Source organism: Vibrio sp. V31_P5A7T61, from assembly GCF_009904895.1.
Taxonomy (GTDB): domain Bacteria; phylum Pseudomonadota; class Gammaproteobacteria; order Enterobacterales; family Vibrionaceae; genus Vibrio; species Vibrio metschnikovii.
The window spans coordinates 33,211-50,017 of the sequence record NZ_WXWI01000036.1 but is presented as its reverse complement, the minus strand read 5'-3'; the positions used below and the strand labels follow the sequence as shown (position 1 = coordinate 50,017).

The window sequence follows — 16,807 nt, the reverse complement described above, 5'->3', positions numbered from 1 at the left end:
GGGGATTCATGTGACTTGGTACAGAATTATTTCAAGGAGCTGTCATGCACGCATCATCTACACTCAAACGAACACTCATTTCAACAGTACTTGCGGCAACGTTTATGCTTCCAGCAATTAGCCAAGCTTGTACGTCACTTTTGTATACTGATGCCAACGGTGCGCCTTATGCGGGTAGGACCATGGAATTACCGGTCCAGCTAGATTATAAGGTCGCTTTCTTTCCCCAAGGCTCGAGATTTTCTTCCCATGCCGATAAGCATGCCTCTTTAAATTATGAAGCAAAACACGCTTTTTTATCGATTGCCATGCCAGATCCTATTACTAAAGATCTTAAAGTAGTCGAGGGCATTAATGATCAAGGGTTGAGTTTCAGTGTCTTAGCTTTTGCAAGTACTGAAGGCCCAGAAGATATGTCAGACAAAACTCAAAAAATGTTATCTGCGATCGATTTAGGAAGTTGGGCATTATCACAATTTAAAACGGTGAATGACGTCAAGACCGCGTTAGAGAAACAGCCTGTATTGGTCACCGCTCTATTACCCATGGGATTATTGAAAACCCCTTTCCACTACACTCTACACGATGCTAATGGTCACTCTATCGTTATTGAGTTTTCGAATGGTAAACAGCATATCTATGAAAATCCTTTAGGTGTTATGACCAATGGTCCTGAGTTTACTTGGCACTTAACTAATCTTAATAATTACACGTTTTTAAGTAATATCGACCAATCAGAGATAAAACTCGGCGGGGTAACGTTTAAACAACCGGATTCAGGGATCGCAACGGCAGGATTGCCAGCATCAAATACATCGGTAGGCCGCTTTGTTCGTGCGGTTTATTATGCTCAGTTTACTGAAAAAGCGAAAACACCCGATGAAGCCGTCACGACCTTGGCGCATATTATGAATAATTTCGACCGACCTCGAGGTATCACTATTGATAGTCGTATGACCGAGGCTCTTCAAGATAAGGTAGCTCCTGGAGTGGTTGGCCACCGTATGTACACATCAGAATATTCGACTTGGACTTCGTTATCTGATCTTAAACGGCTGCGATTAAGTGTTCGTTTATATGAAAGCTTAAATTACGTCACTTTTGACCTAGGAGCATTACGCAAACAATCAAGTCCAATGGTCGTTCCTCTCAGTCAGTTCTCTGGTGGAACATGGGATGGAACGCAAACGCTCTTATCTCATCAATAAGGGGCATATCGGTGAGCCCTTTGTTACCCTTTTATGGCGCTTATTTTCCGTCTTGGCTTATATGCGCCATGATTGGGATAATTAGCACGGTATTAATACGTATTGTCTTAATCCGACTTGGTGTTGATGAAGGCATCCCGTTACGAACGATCGTTTATATCGCGCTTGCGAGTATGATTACTTTGACGCTAGCGATCACTGTTTTTGGAGTTTAGTGATGTCTAACTCTGCTTATACACGTCGATATAGTGTTGTGGGTACTGCCTTGGCGATAGCGGTTGTACTTGGCGCACTTGTATCGGGATGGTATTACTTTCAACACAGCGCAGATAAAGCTCTTTCTGAGGATGCGGTACTGAGTGCAAATGTTGTTAACGTTGCTTCTATCGTTGCAGGACGAGTAATCACTATTGCTGTAACCGATAATCAGCGTGTCGACGAGGGACAGTTGTTATTTGAAATTGATCCCAAACCCTATGAAATAATAGTCAATAAAGCCAGATCAGAATTACAGCTTGCTAAAGCATTGCGTGATGCTCAGCGTAGAACAATTACGGCTGAGTCATCCAATGCTGCTATCGCTTCAGAACAGGTTCATCGTGCTCGTACCAATCTCTCTCTTGCAGAGAGCGCACTTGCCCGGCTATTACCATTAGTGGCTAAGGGGTACGTTACCGTGCAGCAAGTGGATGACGCGAGAACGGCTAGAGATGATGCTCAAACCACGCTCGAACAAGCCATACATCAAGAGGCTGCGGCTCAAGCCTTGATCACCAGTCTTGATGAGTCAGAGGCATTGGTTGGTGCTCGGCAAGCAGCGTTAGCGATTGCTGAGCATGAATTAGCGGCAACTCAAGTACGTGCCCCACATGAAGGTCTTGTCGTCGGTCTCACGGTTTCAACGGGAGAGATTGTTGCTCCCGGGCAGTCTCTGTTTACGCTCATTGATACTCGTAAATGGTACGCTTTGGCGACTTTTCCCGAAACAGAGCTGGCTCATATTGCTGTGGGCAATTGTGCACAGGTTTATATACTGGCAGATCGTTCTATTCCCGTTTACGGTCGGGTTGATAGTATCGGTTGGGGAGTGATATCTGAAGAGCTGATCAATTTACCTCGCAATGTTCCTTACGTACCCAAATCATTAAATTGGGTACGGATTGTTCAACGCTTTCCTGTACGAATCATTATCGATAATCCTCCAGCATCTTTGATGCGTGTAGGGGCTTCAGCGGTTGCGGTAGTCAAGCATAGCGAAAATTGTGATGACCGTTCAAAAGAGTAATACTCGCGAGTTGATGTCGTATTTATGGTCTCAATCTCTGGAGGATTTACAGTCAGCGCCAGGGCGAGCGGGTTTAGCTTGGCGAATTGCACTGTTATGCGCTTTGGTAACCGCGGTCGGTATGATGTTTCAGATCCCTGAAGCTGCGATCAGCTGCTACCTAGTCATCTTTCTAATGAAGCCTGATGCGGTAGTCAATATTGTCACGGGTTTTGGCTTTCTCATCTTATTGCCCGGACTTATTGCATTTTTGGTTTGGCTTATCAACCTAACGAATGGTTCGACGATGCATATCATGGCGGCTATTGTCGTCACTTCTGTTTTGCTGGTTTATCTTGGCGCGGCAACACAGCTAGGGGAGCAAGGTAGCGTAGCGGCGTTGATCATTGCTTTTTTACTTACTTTGATCGTTAAGGCACCGTTTGGCGAAGCGGCGAGCTTTGCACTGCGTGAAGCTTGGTTAATGGCTGCTATGCCGATGATATTAATGATCGGCTTTAATTTTCTACTCGGATTTTCACCAGTACAGCTATTACGGGATAAATTGCGCTCTCGATTGGCCGTGACTATTAAGGCATTAGAAACCGGTGACTCAGCCGCGTTACTTCAATATCTACGCGAAGGAAATAGTGCCTTTGAGCCGCAAGCGCTTACGGTAAAAGCACTTCGTTTAGTTAATCTTTCTGCCGCGCAACAGATAGCTACCGATATTCGTGCAGGTTTTAAACTCATGCTTGCTGTTTCCGCCTTACCCGCCTCTATGGATGCTGATCGCCGGATCGCTCTAGTGGATGCTATTCGTGATATTGATGATTCACTTGCTCAGGGGAAGGCTCCCCAATGTTCAATTGCTCGTACTCAAGATCTTGACACTGAAATGGGAGAAGCAGAGAAGCAGGCCTGGGATGCGCTCCGTTTACTTGCGGGAGCGAGTGAGCCTGAAATCGTGTCGACAAGCAAGCCCGCATTTGTTGCCCCAGACGCTTTCACTAATCCTGCCTACACTCGTTTTGCGTTCAAAACGACCTTAGCTGCGATGATTTGTTTTCTTATCTATACCGCTATCGATTGGCAAGGCATTCATACGGCGATGATTACTTGCTATGTAGCAGCATTAGGAACGACAGGAGAGACTTTACACAAGTTGGCGCTGCGCATTGTTGGGTGTTTGATAGGAGCATCACTTGGCATTGCCTCTATCTTTTGGGTGATACCTTATATCGATGATATTGCTTCGTTAATGGTATTGATATTTTTAGGCTGCTTAATTAGCGCTTGGATTTCAACTGGGCCAGAGCGTAGTTCTTATGCTGGTGTTCAGGTAGCGCTCGCCTTTCTTCTCACCGTATTGCAGGGTTTTGGTCCGAATCTGAGTTTGGAAACCGCGCAAGGTCGAATTTTTGGTATATTGCTCGGTAATGTTGTGGTTTATCTGATTTTTTCTCGTCTTTGGCCCGCGCCTTTAGAGGGCGAGGTCCGTACATTATTTTCTCGTGCTCTATCGGAGTTGGCTCGGATGGCTAGGTTACCTTCCCATCAACGCATACAGGCTTTGGGGCATACTGCTGCCGTAGAATCGTTAGTCGGAAAATGTGATGAAGCGTTGTGTCTATTGCCGTTTGAGCCAAAATGGTTACGTCCGCCACCAAAACGTGAAGCGGCTCTTAAAAAAGCGATGGATGAAATAGAATCGCTCAATAGAGCCATTTGGTTGAGCGATGAAACGGACCTTGGACCACTTGCTGATTTACTTGATGATCTTGCACTACGATTTCAAGATAAGTCCGGAGAGCCCGGTTCTTATAATATGGAATTGAAAGAGCGTTCTGATCTTTCCGCATCATTTATTGATTCACTGGATCACGTTATGGAGGCAGCATGATAAATAACGGTCGATATTATTTGCGATGTCGTGTTTGTTCTTCATTCATCGTATTAATGATGGTTTTGATAGTCTCTGGCTGCGTATCTAATGTGGATCACAGGGTGTCTCCAGCTCCGGATCAGCCATGGGTACCACGTGATGAGGATAAAACCGCATTATGGAGTCTGGCTGGTTCCGATGATAGTCAGCCCACTCCAACTCATGTTATTCCAGACTTCAGTATTCCCGAAAACCCTGCTCGTGCGCAATTTAGGCAAAATGAGTTTATTGATTCTGAACAACGCTATGGGCTCCCTGAATTGATTGATTTGGCACAACGAACGAATCCAGAAACACGAGCGGCTTGGCAACGCGCGAGACAAGCGGCAATTGCGGTTGGCATGGTCGAAAGTACTTACTTACCTTTCATTGCAGCAAGTGTTGTGGGAGGATCTCAGACAGTCACCGTTCCATTACCGGAAATTTTCGGCCAGCGTCATATCGATAATACAGAACAAGGCAGCGCACAAATACTGTCACTTCAATGGCTTCTGTTTGATTTTGGACAGCGAAAAGCGCTTACAATGGAAGGTCAGCAGGTTGCGGTAGCAGCAAATATTTTATTCAATGGCACACATCAAAAATTGATTTTCGATGTCTCTCAAGCTTATTACGGTTATGGTGCAGCCATTCAACGGCGAAGTTTTGCTGAGGAGGCCTTACACAACGCTCAAGATATTCAAGCGGCGGTTGCAGCAAGAGCGGATCAAGGGCTCGCTACGACCATGGATGTCGCTCAAGCACGGCAGGCCGTCGCTCAGGCTAAATTTCGTCGTATTCAGGCTATTGGTGATGAGCGTACGGCTTATTATCATCTGCTTTCCATTGTCGGTGTTAATAGCGAATTGAACGTTGATGCTGCTAATATAACGCAAAACCCCCTTCCTAAACCCATTAATACTCCTATGGATAGGCTAATACAGCAAGCCTTATCACAACGTCCTGATGTTGCAGCAAGTTACGCCGCTTTACAGGCGAGTAAAGCTGGTGTTGATGCGGCTCAGGCGGGTTACTTACCCAAGGTTTATTTGGGTGCAAGTGCTAGCTGGGGATCTGGAAATTTCGATATTTCTGGTCTTCCCTCAATCAGTCAGCAGGGATCTGGGAACAGTGTTCTCTTGGGAATAACCGTACCTATTTATGATGGCGGTTTAAGAAGTGCGCGGGTTACAGAGGCTAAGTCTCGATCTGAGGCTGCTGAGGATGAGTTTCAGCGGGTACAAAATGCTGCCGTAGCAGAAATTATTGCTGCACATAACGCTTTACGCACGGCACATGAAGCCTATCATGCAGCAACCGAGCTGGTTGCAGCTGCGTCAATTACTTACGAAGCCGCCATTGCCGCTTATCGTAATGATATCGGTACGATTGATGCAATCACAGTCGCAGATACGGCATTACTTGATGCCCGACAAGCGCAAGGGGATGCTCATGTGGCGACACTTATTAGCTCAGTTAACTTAGCTTTTATTATGGGTAAACTGACTTCGCGCGAGAGCTTGCTCTGAAGTTAAAAATGCAGCCTCTAAGACGATAGCCATTGTTATTGGATTATCTCTGTTTTTTCTTAAGTCAGATTATTCATCCGCTTAGATAATTGAGATGGCAATATAACTACTACTGAAATATATCGCTTTCTAGCATTCAGGGCTTTACGCATTAATTTTTGACAATAGGTAAAGAAATAACATGAGCAATATTAAAAGTTTTAAGCCTTTTCTATCGCTAAAATATATTTATTAGCCGTTTTGCTGGTCTTTAGTCTCTTCTATGTGCATGCATGGTTAATATTTGATGTCGCTGGAGATTTTCTACGAGCTCATCCTTGGTTTATTGAGCACTTTAGCCCGAGCTACGCAGGAAAGATAATTATCCTGTGCTGTTTTATGATCCTATTTTTTGCCCATTTACTTGAGGTTATCGGGTGGGGGATATTTTTGCGTTGGGCTGGATTAGTGTCTTCGGTCACAGAGGGATTATACTTTGTTGGTACCTCAATCAGTACTCTAGGTTATGGTGATGTTGTACTCACGAAGCCTTGGCGACAGATTGGGCCAATAATTGCTATCGCTGGAGTACTTAAGTTCGGATGCTCAACGGCTTTTCTCTTCTTTGTAATCCAAACTGTGTGGGAAAATAGTTTATAAAAACAGGTAATTACTATCATTTAAGGTGCTTTATCGCTGAGTATTACCATCAAAATATCATCATTACTCGGTGACACTTCCCCCTTCTTTATCGTCCATCTTCTAATCAGACCAGTTATACCTCTCATATGTTTGATTGATAATTGTTTGTATTCGCATTATTGTTTGTGTTAATTTGTTGTTGCTGCTATGAGAAAGAATCACTTGTGGAGAAGATATTATTGTTTTTCCCTGCGTGACGTTATGCCACTTCAGCCTTGTAAACCCTCGAGGAATTAACCAAAAAATGGACATAAGTACCCCCCCGATTAATCTTGTTAGACCGACCCCTATCGCTCTATTTTGTGCCATGTTACTGGGTAATCCAGTACTGGCTAGCGCGAATAGTGAAGCGCTGGAGAAAGAGACCGAAGTGCTGACCGTCGTTGGAGAGAAAGGTAACCAGGTGAGTTATAAAGTCAGCGACATGAATACCGCTACTGGAATGCAGCTCTCGTTTCTTGAAACGCCACAATCGGTCACTACGGTTACTGAAAAAGCCATCGAAGATCAGCAACTCAACTCGGTTATTGATGTGATGACCAGTGTTGTTGGGATCAACGCTCGTCCCTCTGATAATGATAGATATTCGGTCAGTGCCCGTGGGATCCCGGTCAACAGTATCCTCTATGACGGTGTAGTAACGACCTACGATACTCGCTTTAACTATGGCGATAATCTAATGGATACTGCTCTTTATGAGCGTATCGAAGTGGTTCGTGGCGCTACGGGATTAATGTTAGGTGCTGGCAGCCCTTCGGCTGCTATCAATTTGGTACGAAAGCGCCCTACGGCAGATTTTCAAGGGCGAGTCAGTTTGAGCAGCGGATCTTGGGATATGCGACGTGGGGTGGTCGACCTTTCCGGAGGCCTTAATCAGGATGCGACTCTGCGTGGCCGGATGATAGTCGTTTATCAAGATAGAGAGAACTGGCAGGATCGATATGAACAACAAAAACAAACGCTTTATGGCATTTTTGAAGCTGATTTGAGTGATAATACGCTGCTCACTTTAGGGAGTGATTTTCAGCATACTAAGCCTAAAGGAACGATGTCTGGTGGTTTACCGTTGTTTGATAGCGACGGCAATCGTACGGATTACGATCGGCATGTCTCCACCGCTCCAAGTTGGGCGTCAGCCAAAACAGAAGCCCTGAATAGCTTTGTAACGCTAGAGCATCATTTCAATCCAGATTGGAGTCTTAAAGGGAGTTATATCTATGGCGATAACCGCTTAGAGTTTGATGTGCTCTGGCCAACAGGGAACCCTGACCCGATTAGCAATGAGGGGATGGTCCCTGGCTCTCTGGCTTTTATCGATGGTAATCGTACTCAACATACTTTTGATTTAAAACTGAATGGACGCTTTGAAGCTTTCGGGCGCAGCCACCAGCTCGTCGCTGGTGCTAATCAACAGAAACAGGACTTTGCTAATCCCTATTACGGGGCAATAGGCTCTCAACCACCTTTGGGCGACTTTCAGCAACCGAACTATGATTATCCACGGCCTCAATGGAGCGATAATGTGCTTTATGGTTCTTGGGGAACAACTAAGCAGCAGGCCATTTACATCGCTTCTCAACTTGAGTTAACCGATGATTTGTCGATGGTGCTCGGTGGCCGTTTAGATAACTGGGAGACGGATCAGGATAACTTTGGCGCTAAACATAACTACAAAGTGAATGGTGAATTTACCGGTTACTTGGGTCTGACCTATGCGTTGACCGACGAATACTCCCTTTATGCTAACTACACGGATGTCTTTACTCCGCAAAGTAAGGTGAAAAGTGATGGTCGCTATCTTGACCCGGTCAAAGGTATTAACTACGAGGCGGGAGTAAAAGCAAGTTTATTTAATGAGTCGCTGGACTTATCACTCTCGGCATTTGAGATTCGTCAGGATAATGTCGGTGAGTCCACTGGTGAAACTCTGCCTAACAGTACTATTGCTATTTATCGAGGTGTGGATGGTACTAAGACTCGTGGTTTTGAGTTTGAAGTTAATGGTTCCATTAACGCCAACTGGGATATTTATCTAGGTTATACCCAGTTTGAAACGAAAGATCCTGAAGGTAACAAGGTCAATACCAATAACCCTAAGCAGCAACTTAAACTCTTTACTACCTATGCGCTCAACGATTGGATTAACGGTCTCCAACTGGGGGCGGGAGTTAATTGGCAGAGCCGAATTTATAGTCAAGTTTCCAAGCCGGATAAAACTAAAGTTGAGGTAGAACAGGACAGTTACGCTTTAGTGCGGTTGATGGCGAAATACAGTCTGAACAAGCAGCTGACTTTACAGGCCAATTTGGATAATGCGTTAGACAAAAGTTATTACAGCCAACTCGGTTTTTATAACCAGTTTCAGTATGGCGCGCCACGTAACTTTAGTGTCACTTTAGATTATCGTTTTTGAACGCAGTGACATGGGGAAACTATCCATTATTAGGAGCGCTCCGCAGTGCGGAGCGAACAACATTTATGTTCTATGAAGCAAGGCAGCGATTTCCGTGGGTCGTGTTTCTAATCATTGGTTTAATCGGCTGTTATGATTTTCAGCAACCAGAATTTGAGACCACTCAGCAAGACGGATTTCCAGTTTGTATTACTACCGCGCACGGGACAAGTTGTATTAAGGCTCCCCCCAAACGTGTAGTAACGCTTGGCGCTGGGGCTGAAGACTGGGTTTTATCGCTTGGTGTTGTGCCTATCGCGATTGAACCACACTATTGGGGTGGAGATGAGCAAGGTTATCTCCCTTGGTTTCGTGAAGCGATTGAGGCACAAAACCTGCCGTTACCGAGCATGATTAGTAGCTATCCAGAATTGGATGTGGAGCGGTTACTTGCGCTTAAACCCGATCTCATCTTAGCTCCACAATCAGGGATTACTCGTGAAAGTTTTTTGCAACTGAGCGCGTTAGCTCCAGTTATCGGCTATCCAGGTGAACCGTGGTTAACACCGGTACAACAGCAGGTGGAACTTATCGCTAAGGCTCTCGGTAAAGAGGCAAAGGGCAAGGAATTGCTGAGAAAAAAGCAGGCTTATCTCGAACAAGTGGCTTCTCTCCATCCTGAATTTAAAGGGGTCAGTCTCGCCTATATCAATGCCGCGAGTCGAGTAGGGAATCTTTCGGTTTATGTCTCTGGCGATCCCAGAGTCGATTTATTTTTAGAGTTAGGCTTTGTTTTACCGCCAAATATTGCCAATCTCAATGCCAGTCGTGGTCATTTTACCGCTCATATTGGTCTAGAGAGTGCAGATATGCTCGATGATGCTGAGCTGTTGCTCAGTTGGTACAGCTCAGAAAAAGCGAGAGAAGACGTGGAGGCTATGCCGATTATCCACCGTTTACCTGCGATGCAGCGTGGTCAATATTTGGCGATCACTGATCCTACTTTGATCATGGCGAGCTCATACGGCTCATTACTCAGTCTGGAATGGACGATTCCTAAGCTGGTGCCTAAGTTGCAACAGGCACTATCTTCACAAAAAGTACTGTCTCTACAAAAAGCACTGCCCTCACAAACCACCACCACGGCACAAGACCTGAGGTGGGATAGAAAGGGGAGGTCAGGATGATGGAACCAGAGATCGGCTGGGCCAATACAAGCACAAGAACTCATCACCGATTTAAGCGTAACATAATGATGTTTGTTGGCTTGTTATCGACGTTGATAGTGCTCATTTTAGCGAACTTACTTTTCGGGGCTCGAATACTGCCATTGTCGATGTTAGACAAACTTTGGCAACCGACGGCTGCTGACCATCTCTCTTTGGTGCTACAAGCAAGATTACCTAGACTACTATGCGGTATGTTGGCCGGTATGGCTTTAGCGATGGCGGGTTGTGTTATTCAGGTTCTGTGTCGTAATCCTCTAGCCGATCCCGGTCTACTCGGGGTTAATGCTGGTGCGAGTGCCTCTCTAGTCACGTTGAGTCTTTTACCAGCGACCGCTGGCTTAAGTCTGTTATGGCAAGCTTTACCCGGAGCACTACTGGCGAGTAGCCTCATTTATTTATTATCTCGTGCTCAACAATCTTTGGCTCAGTCTTCTCCAATTCGGCTGATTTTAGCTGGTGCTGCCATTAGCGCGGTTCTTGGGGCTTATGTCCAAGCTCGAGTATTACTGAATCCGCAGCTATTTGAGGGCTTTCGATATTGGATGGCCGGCTCTTTGTCTGGACTGACTTGGCAAGATGTTCATCTGTTCTGGCCTTACGTGGTGTCCGCCAGTGTCTTGTTGTGGCTATTGGCTCCGGCGCTGAATCTCATGCTATTGGATAATCATACCGCTAAAGCGTTAGGTTCATCTCAACGTTGGCAAAACTTGCTGGCTTGGTTGTCTGCCACTTTATTGTGCGCCGCTACGACCGCGATTGTCGGGCCATTGGCTTTTGTCGGTTTGGCCAGTGCCCATCTCGCTAGACGTTATTTAACACTGAACTTGAGACTATTATTACCGGCTTCGGCGTTAATCGGAGGGATTATGGTGTTGCTTGCCGATCTCTTGGCTCGGGTCTTGATGCCTCCCACTGAGCTGCTGACTGGGATCATGGTGGCCATACTAGGCGCTCCTTTTCTCTATGTTATCGCTCGAGGGCAACATGTGAAGGAGACCTTATGAATCCCACTCGTTTCCCCATTTGGCAATGGAGATTGATCACCTTACGAGCGCCAACATCCCGTACGATTAAGGGGACTTTATTCGCCATTATTCTACTGATTACTGCACTTTTGCTGAGTTTACTGTTAGGACACCAAGGGCTGGCACCCATGAGCCTTGTTAAGGCTTTATTCGGTAGGGCGTCAGATTATGAGCATTGGTTACTTTGGCAATCACGATTACCAAGAGCGCTATGTGCTGTCGGCGCCGGAATGGCTTTGGGGCTTTCTGGTGCGGTGTTTCAGAGTCTGACTCGTAACCCTTTAGGCAGCCCAGACATTCTCGGTATTAACGCTGGGGCCAGTGCTGGTGCCGTTCTGTGGCTATTATGGCTACCCGCATTACCGCTATTATTCGGCGCTCTTTTAGGTGTCGTTGTTGTGCTGTTCTTATTTTTTGCTGGACTTGGACGTCAATGGCAGTTTTCACGCAATTTGATATTGATGGGGATTGCTATTAATGCTTTTGCTATAGCCTTGGTGCAGTTTGCGCTGACACTAGTACAAAGAGAGCAGGCTCAGCAAATGTTGGGGTATCTTTCGGGTAGTTTGGCACACCGTACTTGGTATGACGTGTTGTTAATCAGCAGCGTGTTATTACTGGTACTTCCAAGTCTTCTATTGCTCTCTCGTCGTTTGGCGATCTTGTCTTTGGGTCGAGAGTTAGCGCAAGCTTTGGGTAACCCTGTACGCCAAACGCAGACAGTGGCATTACTGCTTGCCACCTTGCTCGCTTTAGGGGCTGTACTTTGCGCAGGCCCTGTCGCCTTTGTTGCTTTGGTCGCCCCACATTTGGCTCGTTTTGGTCATCGTCAACTGGCCCTGTTACGTTCAGCGTTGATTGGTGCCCTCTTGCTACTTGGCGCTGATACTTTGACCTTACTATTGCCCAGTAACCAAAGGTTGCCCGTTGGAGTATTGACCGCCCTGATTGGTGGTCTCTATCTAGCACTGCTTTTGACTCGTGAATTATGGGCACAAGCACCATTGATAAAAAACCGAACAGGAGAGCGATGATGAGCTTATACACGGATGATGATATTGCGCTTAGTGGGCATGATCTTGCTCTAAAGTATGGGCAGAGAACCATCATTAATGCCATGGATCTGACGATCCCGAAGGGCAAGTTAAGTGTAATTTTGGGGCCTAACGGTTGCGGTAAATCCACCTTGCTTAAATGCTTAAGTCTCGTGCTGCCGCCTACTCATGGTCACGTTATGCTTGGTGAAACCCCATTGGTAACCTTGAGTAACAAGGCGAGAGCCAGAGAGTTAGCGCTGCTGATCCAAAAGCCTGAACTGCCGGAAGGTATTGATGTACAAGAGCTGGTTAGTCGCGGCCGTTATCCTCATCAGAGCTTATGGCGTCAATGGTCAGAACAAGATGAAAAAGCAGTTAACCAAGCGCTGAATGCAACGGGGCTGACCCATCTGGCACAAAGGCCAGTCGCTGAACTTTCTGGTGGTCAGCAACAGCGAGTTTGGTTGGCAATGGTTCTGGCGCAGCAAACGGAGGTACTGTTACTGGATGAGCCAACCTCATTTCTCGATATTCGTGCCCAACTGGCGGTACTCGACTTTTGTCAAGCGCTGGTGGCGCAGGGGCGAACCTTGGTGCTGGTATTACACGATATTAATCAGGCTTTGCGTTACGGCGAACATTTACTATTAATGCGTGATGGAAAGCTAATTGCACATGGTTCTCCTCAAACCTTGCTCACTGAAGCTTTGCTTGAACAAGTATTTGGCATTAATGCCAGCATCATTACCGACCCTGAAGCGCTGTGCCCAATGATTATCCCTCGGGTGCGAATGGCGAAAAGTTATCACCGAAGTGATGAACATAATGAAGCCAATGGGGGACTACCATCATGGGAATAATCACCCTAGCTAACCAGCTCAACCATTTGCTCAGCCAAAAAGCGGCATTTTATGCTCAGCATTTCAAAGCCATCGATAATTTGCAGCAGTTACCTCCAAATGCCCATTGTTTAAACTCGGTGCTCAGTGCGACACATTACAGACCATGGCTGGAACAGTTTGCTTTTAGCTATCGAGTAAAAGGGAGCGTTGTTGGAGAGGCAACGCGAGAAGTCGATGCAAGGGCATTACATTCAATGTGGAGTCAGTGGTTTTTTGGTCTGCAACTGCCACCTTTATTATTGTGGCTGTTTTGTTGTCCGCCCGGTAGTGAGCTTCAGCGTGCCATTGCTGCGGCATCCAGTTGGGATAATTGGTACTTTGAAGCGCACGAAAGTGGTCGAGTAGAAACTTTTTATTTATTGCTTAGTCCAGAGACGAATTATCTTGCTTCCGTCAGTCAGCTTGCCAGTTGGGAGCAGCTACTCGAACGACTGCTCATCCCGATCGTCGAGCGTTTAACTTGCCTTAGCCCTGTGGCTGCAAAGCTTCATTTTAGTCATCAAGCTTATATTGTGCATTGGTATCTGGGGGAGCTGTCACTCCCTGATAGCTGGCGTGATCAACGGATAAACGAGATATTCTCTCGTCCAGAGTTATCATTAAGGGTAAATGATCAGCCGACAATCAACCCCTTTTGGCGTAAATTAAGACTTAAGGAGCAGCAAAGCGCGCGTATCGTGTGTTGTCTGCGCCACAAACTGCCTTGCACCCAAATGTGCGCAGATTGTCCGCTAGATAAGAAGGCTCGCATGCATGCCGGCCAAAAAGCTTGTGGTTAGTGCGCTGTTTGATCAGAATGAGGGGGATTAAACGTTGCCCACTACTTGGTTAAAAACACCTGAAAGGTTTTGAAAGCCGATGAAAAAAGCCCCTATTTACAGGGGCTTGGTAAGATTAAGTAAGCTCAAAGAGACTCAAAAACCCTTATTCGATGTTTTGGATCTGCTCACGCATTTGTTCAATCAGCACTTTCAGCTCTACCCCTGAAGCCGTGATATCGGTCGAGATCGATTTTGAAGCCAGTGTGTTGGACTCGCGGTTAAACTCTTGCATCATGAAATCAAGCTTACGGCCACAAGCGCCGCCTTTTTTGAGGACATTGCGCGCTTCTTTGATGTGAGAATCTAAACGGTCCAGCTCTTCTGCCACGTCCGATTTTTGCGCCAGTAGTATCAGTTCCTGCTCGACACGGGTGGCATCAAGTTCAATTTTTGCTTCTTCAAACTTGTTCAATAGGCGTTCACGTTGCCATTGCAAAATTTCTGGCATCCGCGCGCGCACCTTGACCACTTCTTCGCTAATCGCTGTCAAACGTTGTTCGATTAACGCTTTCATGTTGTCGCCTTCACGACCACGAGCATCAATAAATTCCACAATCGCGTCATCAAAACCGGCCAATAACGCTTTATTAATGCTGTCCATATCTTGCTCAGGGGTTTCCATCACACCAGGCCATTGCATAATTTGGAACGGATTGATGCGGCTGAGCTCACCGGTCATATGTATGATTTGATTAGCGGCTTTGATCACTTGATTAGCCAGTGCTTCATTAATATTCAGCTCACTTTTGGCCGCTGGATTGGCTTCATAACGCAAATGGCATTCGACTTTACCGCGGGCAAGACGTTGACGAAAACGCTCACGCAGCACCGGCTCTAAACCACGAAACTGCTCAGGAAGGCGAAAGTAGGTTTCTAAATAACGTTGGTTAACGGAGCGAATTTCCCATACTGCCGTGCCCCAGTCGCCTTTGACTTCTTTACGTGCGTAAGCGGTCATGCTGTAAATCATTACGGTATCCTTTGTTAGTCGATCTGCTTTTAGCGCAATAATTCAATAATACGGCAAAGACTGACGAGATCCTAGGTTAGATCAGCACGAACGAATGTAACCAGCACTGCTGCGGCGTCAAGTAGGAAGGGGATGGGCCTAGCACCTAGGATTTTACCGCCACTTCCAGTATAATCTCGCCCCAATCTTGTTGTTCCCTTCACAAAAGGCATTCATCCATGCGTCCAAATGACCGCGCTGCAGATCAAGTTCGCCCAATTAAAATCACTCGTAACTATACGGCTTACGCTGAAGGTTCGGTACTCGTTGAATTTGGTAATACCAAAGTGTTGTGTAACGCAACCGTGGAAGAAACCGTACCGCGTTGGCTGAAAGGTCAAGGTAAAGGCTGGGTGACGGCTGAGTACGGTATGTTGCCACGAGCCACCCATTCGCGCACCCGTCGCGAAGCGGCCAATGGTAAGCAAGGTGGCCGTACGATGGAAATTCAGCGCCTAATTGCGCGCAGTTTACGTGCAGTAGTTGATTTAAAAGCCATGGGCGAAATCATGATCACTGTTGATTGTGATGTGATTCAAGCGGATGGCGGGACACGCACGGCAGCGATCAGTGGCGCCAGTGTGGCCATGGCTGATGCTTTCGCGCATTTAGTCGCTAAAGGCAAACTGAAAGCGAATCCGATGAAAAGCCATGTTGCCGCGGTATCAGTGGGTATCTTAGGTGAAAACATCCTGTGCGATTTAGAGTATGTGGAAGATTCTGCCGCCGATACCGATATGAATGTGGTGATGACCGAAGAAGGCAAGATGATCGAGATCCAAGGCACCGCAGAAGGCGAACCGTTCAGCCATGATCAGTTGCTGGCGTTACTTGCCTCGGCGCAAAAAGGCATTGTTGATATTGTCGCCGCCCAGAAAGCCGCGTTAGCGGAATGATTGAGTCAGTAGCTCCCGTTGAGGGGGCTATTTTTTTATCTGTTTTTAGAACTAGGAAAAGAAGGTCCTAGGAAGAGCAGGTCCTAGCACCTAGAACCTAGAACCTAGGACCCAGAACTTTGAACCCAAAACCAACATCGAGAGAGTATTCATGAAAGCCTACCAGCGTGAATTTATTGAGTTTGCCTTAGAAAAGGAAGTATTGAAATTTGGTGAGTTTACTTTGAAGTCCGGTCGTAAAAGCCCTTACTTTTTTAACGCTGGGCTGTTTAATACCGGTCGAGATCTGGCCCGTTTAGGCCGTTTTTATGCCGCCGCCTTGGTGGATGCTGGGATTACATTTGATGTGCTATTTGGCCCCGCTTATAAAGGCATTCCAATTGCGACCACCACCGCGGTGGCTCTAGCGGATCACCATGATATTGATACGCCGTATTGCTTTAACCGTAAAGAAGCCAAAGATCACGGTGAGGGCGGTAACTTAGTGGGTAGCGCATTAAAAGGGCGCATTATGCTGGTGGACGATGTGATCACCGCAGGCACCGCGATTCGCGAGTCAATGGAAATCATTCAAGCCAATGGCGCACAGCTGGCCGGTGTCTTGGTGGCGATTGACCGCCAAGAAAAAGGCCAAGGCGAATTATCGGCGATTCAAGAAGTTGAGCGCGATTTTGATTGCCAGATTATTTCTATCGTTAGCTTGGGCGATCTGGTGACTTATCTAAAAGAGCAAGGCGGCGATCCGGTGCAGTTAGCCGCAGTAGAGGCTTACCGAGCTCAATATGGTGTTGTCGCTTAACGACTCCGTAACAGGAAGTCTGTTAGATAAAGCCTGTTAGAGAAAACAACGGCTCAGGGTTGATAACCGAGCCGTTGCTTATTGCTGTTGA

The 16,807-nt window shown here is 46.5% G+C and carries 15 protein-coding genes; 14 read left to right on the top strand and 1 reads right to left on the bottom strand.

Annotated features, from left to right (window positions below; genetic code table 11):
• Nucleotides 1-44 precede the first annotated feature (44 nt).
• From CAG58_RS09430 to fhuF, 12 genes are all read left to right on the top strand, one after another.
• On the top strand, nt 45-1,208 hold the full coding sequence (locus tag CAG58_RS09430; protein WP_202597946.1) for a linear amide C-N hydrolase: 1,164 nt from the start codon (nt 45-47) through the stop codon (nt 1,206-1,208).
• Nucleotides 1,172-1,423 carry a YtcA family lipoprotein gene (locus CAG58_RS17160; protein ID WP_161425512.1) on the top strand — a complete coding sequence of 84 codons (252 nt, stop codon included), beginning with the start codon at nt 1,172-1,174 and terminating at the stop codon, nt 1,421-1,423. The genes CAG58_RS09430 and CAG58_RS17160 overlap by 37 nt, the downstream gene beginning before the upstream one ends.
• A 2-nt stretch (nt 1,424-1,425) precedes the next feature.
• A complete protein-coding gene (gene mdtN, locus CAG58_RS09420; protein WP_161425511.1) occupies nt 1,426-2,493 on the top strand; it encodes a multidrug transporter subunit MdtN in 1,068 nt (355 codons plus the stop codon).
• Nucleotides 2,474-4,375: an FUSC family protein gene (locus CAG58_RS09415; RefSeq protein WP_161425510.1), complete on the top strand. Its 1,902-nt coding sequence runs from the start codon at nt 2,474-2,476 to the stop codon at nt 4,373-4,375. The genes mdtN and CAG58_RS09415 overlap by 20 nt, the downstream gene beginning before the upstream one ends.
• 104 nt (nt 4,376-4,479) lie before the next feature.
• Nucleotides 4,480-5,925 carry a TolC family protein gene (locus CAG58_RS09410; protein ID WP_202598253.1) on the top strand — a complete coding sequence of 482 codons (1,446 nt, stop codon included), beginning with the start codon at nt 4,480-4,482 and terminating at the stop codon, nt 5,923-5,925.
• Nucleotides 5,926-6,303: 378 nt separating this feature from the next.
• Entirely contained in the window at nt 6,304-6,564 is a 261-nt protein-coding gene (locus CAG58_RS17155; RefSeq protein ID WP_202598252.1) for an ion channel, read from the top strand.
• A gap of 286 nt (nt 6,565-6,850) precedes the next feature.
• Complete coding sequence (locus CAG58_RS09400; protein ID WP_161425509.1) at nt 6,851-9,019, top strand: TonB-dependent siderophore receptor; 2,169 nt, start codon at nt 6,851-6,853, stop codon at nt 9,017-9,019.
• Nucleotides 9,020-9,120: 101 nt separating this feature from the next.
• The gene (locus CAG58_RS09395) at nt 9,121-10,185 is read left to right on the top strand and encodes an iron-siderophore ABC transporter substrate-binding protein (protein ID WP_337247082.1); all 1,065 of its coding nucleotides are present in this window, start codon (nt 9,121-9,123) and stop codon (nt 10,183-10,185) included.
• Nucleotides 10,182-11,231 carry a FecCD family ABC transporter permease gene (locus CAG58_RS09390; RefSeq protein ID WP_161425507.1) on the top strand — a complete coding sequence of 350 codons (1,050 nt, stop codon included), beginning with the start codon at nt 10,182-10,184 and terminating at the stop codon, nt 11,229-11,231. The genes CAG58_RS09395 and CAG58_RS09390 overlap by 4 nt, the downstream gene beginning before the upstream one ends.
• On the top strand, nt 11,228-12,286 hold the full coding sequence (locus CAG58_RS09385) for a FecCD family ABC transporter permease (protein WP_161425506.1): 1,059 nt from the start codon (nt 11,228-11,230) through the stop codon (nt 12,284-12,286). Before CAG58_RS09390 ends, CAG58_RS09385 begins: the two co-directional genes overlap by 4 nt.
• A complete protein-coding gene (locus tag CAG58_RS09380; protein WP_237665996.1) occupies nt 12,283-13,149 on the top strand; it encodes an ABC transporter ATP-binding protein in 867 nt (288 codons plus the stop codon). The genes CAG58_RS09385 and CAG58_RS09380 overlap by 4 nt, the downstream gene beginning before the upstream one ends.
• The gene (gene fhuF / locus CAG58_RS09375) at nt 13,140-13,970 is read left to right on the top strand and encodes a siderophore-iron reductase FhuF (RefSeq protein ID WP_161425504.1); all 831 of its coding nucleotides are present in this window, start codon (nt 13,140-13,142) and stop codon (nt 13,968-13,970) included. Before CAG58_RS09380 ends, fhuF begins: the two co-directional genes overlap by 10 nt.
• Before the next feature lie 145 nt (nt 13,971-14,115).
• Here fhuF and CAG58_RS09370 read toward each other — a convergent pair whose 3' ends face one another.
• On the bottom strand, nt 14,116-14,982 hold the full coding sequence (locus CAG58_RS09370) for a YicC/YloC family endoribonuclease (RefSeq protein ID WP_161425503.1): 867 nt from the start codon (nt 14,980-14,982) through the stop codon (nt 14,116-14,118).
• Nucleotides 14,983-15,200: 218 nt separating this feature from the next.
• On the opposite strand from CAG58_RS09370, the gene rph reads away from it, so the two are divergent.
• Both rph and pyrE read left to right on the top strand, forming a co-directional pair.
• On the top strand, nt 15,201-15,917 hold the full coding sequence (gene rph, locus CAG58_RS09365; RefSeq protein ID WP_154169526.1) for a ribonuclease PH: 717 nt from the start codon (nt 15,201-15,203) through the stop codon (nt 15,915-15,917).
• Between the two features lie 151 nt (nt 15,918-16,068).
• Nucleotides 16,069-16,716 (top strand): orotate phosphoribosyltransferase, encoded by a 648-nt coding sequence (gene pyrE / locus CAG58_RS09360; RefSeq protein WP_161425502.1) that lies wholly within the window; start codon nt 16,069-16,071, stop codon nt 16,714-16,716.
• Nucleotides 16,717-16,807: the final 91 nt, after the last annotated feature.

Coding starts and splice junctions, on each gene's coding strand:
- CAG58_RS09430 (WP_202597946.1), top strand. CDS start 45: ATGCACGCATCATCTACACTCAAACGAACACTCATTTCAACAGTACTT.
- CAG58_RS17160 (WP_161425512.1), top strand. CDS start 1,172: ATGGGATGGAACGCAAACGCTCTTATCTCATCAATAAGGGGCATATCG.
- mdtN (WP_161425511.1), top strand. CDS start 1,426: ATGTCTAACTCTGCTTATACACGTCGATATAGTGTTGTGGGTACTGCC.
- CAG58_RS09415 (WP_161425510.1), top strand. CDS start 2,474: ATGACCGTTCAAAAGAGTAATACTCGCGAGTTGATGTCGTATTTATGG.
- CAG58_RS17155 (WP_202598252.1), top strand. CDS start 6,304: ATGATCCTATTTTTTGCCCATTTACTTGAGGTTATCGGGTGGGGGATA.
- CAG58_RS09400 (WP_161425509.1), top strand. CDS start 6,851: ATGGACATAAGTACCCCCCCGATTAATCTTGTTAGACCGACCCCTATC.
- CAG58_RS09390 (WP_161425507.1), top strand. CDS start 10,182: ATGATGGAACCAGAGATCGGCTGGGCCAATACAAGCACAAGAACTCAT.
- CAG58_RS09385 (WP_161425506.1), top strand. CDS start 11,228: ATGAATCCCACTCGTTTCCCCATTTGGCAATGGAGATTGATCACCTTA.
- CAG58_RS09380 (WP_237665996.1), top strand. CDS start 12,283: ATGATGAGCTTATACACGGATGATGATATTGCGCTTAGTGGGCATGAT.
- fhuF (WP_161425504.1), top strand. CDS start 13,140: ATGGGAATAATCACCCTAGCTAACCAGCTCAACCATTTGCTCAGCCAA.
- CAG58_RS09370 (WP_161425503.1), bottom strand. CDS start 14,982: ATGATTTACAGCATGACCGCTTACGCACGTAAAGAAGTCAAAGGCGAC.
- rph (WP_154169526.1), top strand. CDS start 15,201: ATGCGTCCAAATGACCGCGCTGCAGATCAAGTTCGCCCAATTAAAATC.
- pyrE (WP_161425502.1), top strand. CDS start 16,069: ATGAAAGCCTACCAGCGTGAATTTATTGAGTTTGCCTTAGAAAAGGAA.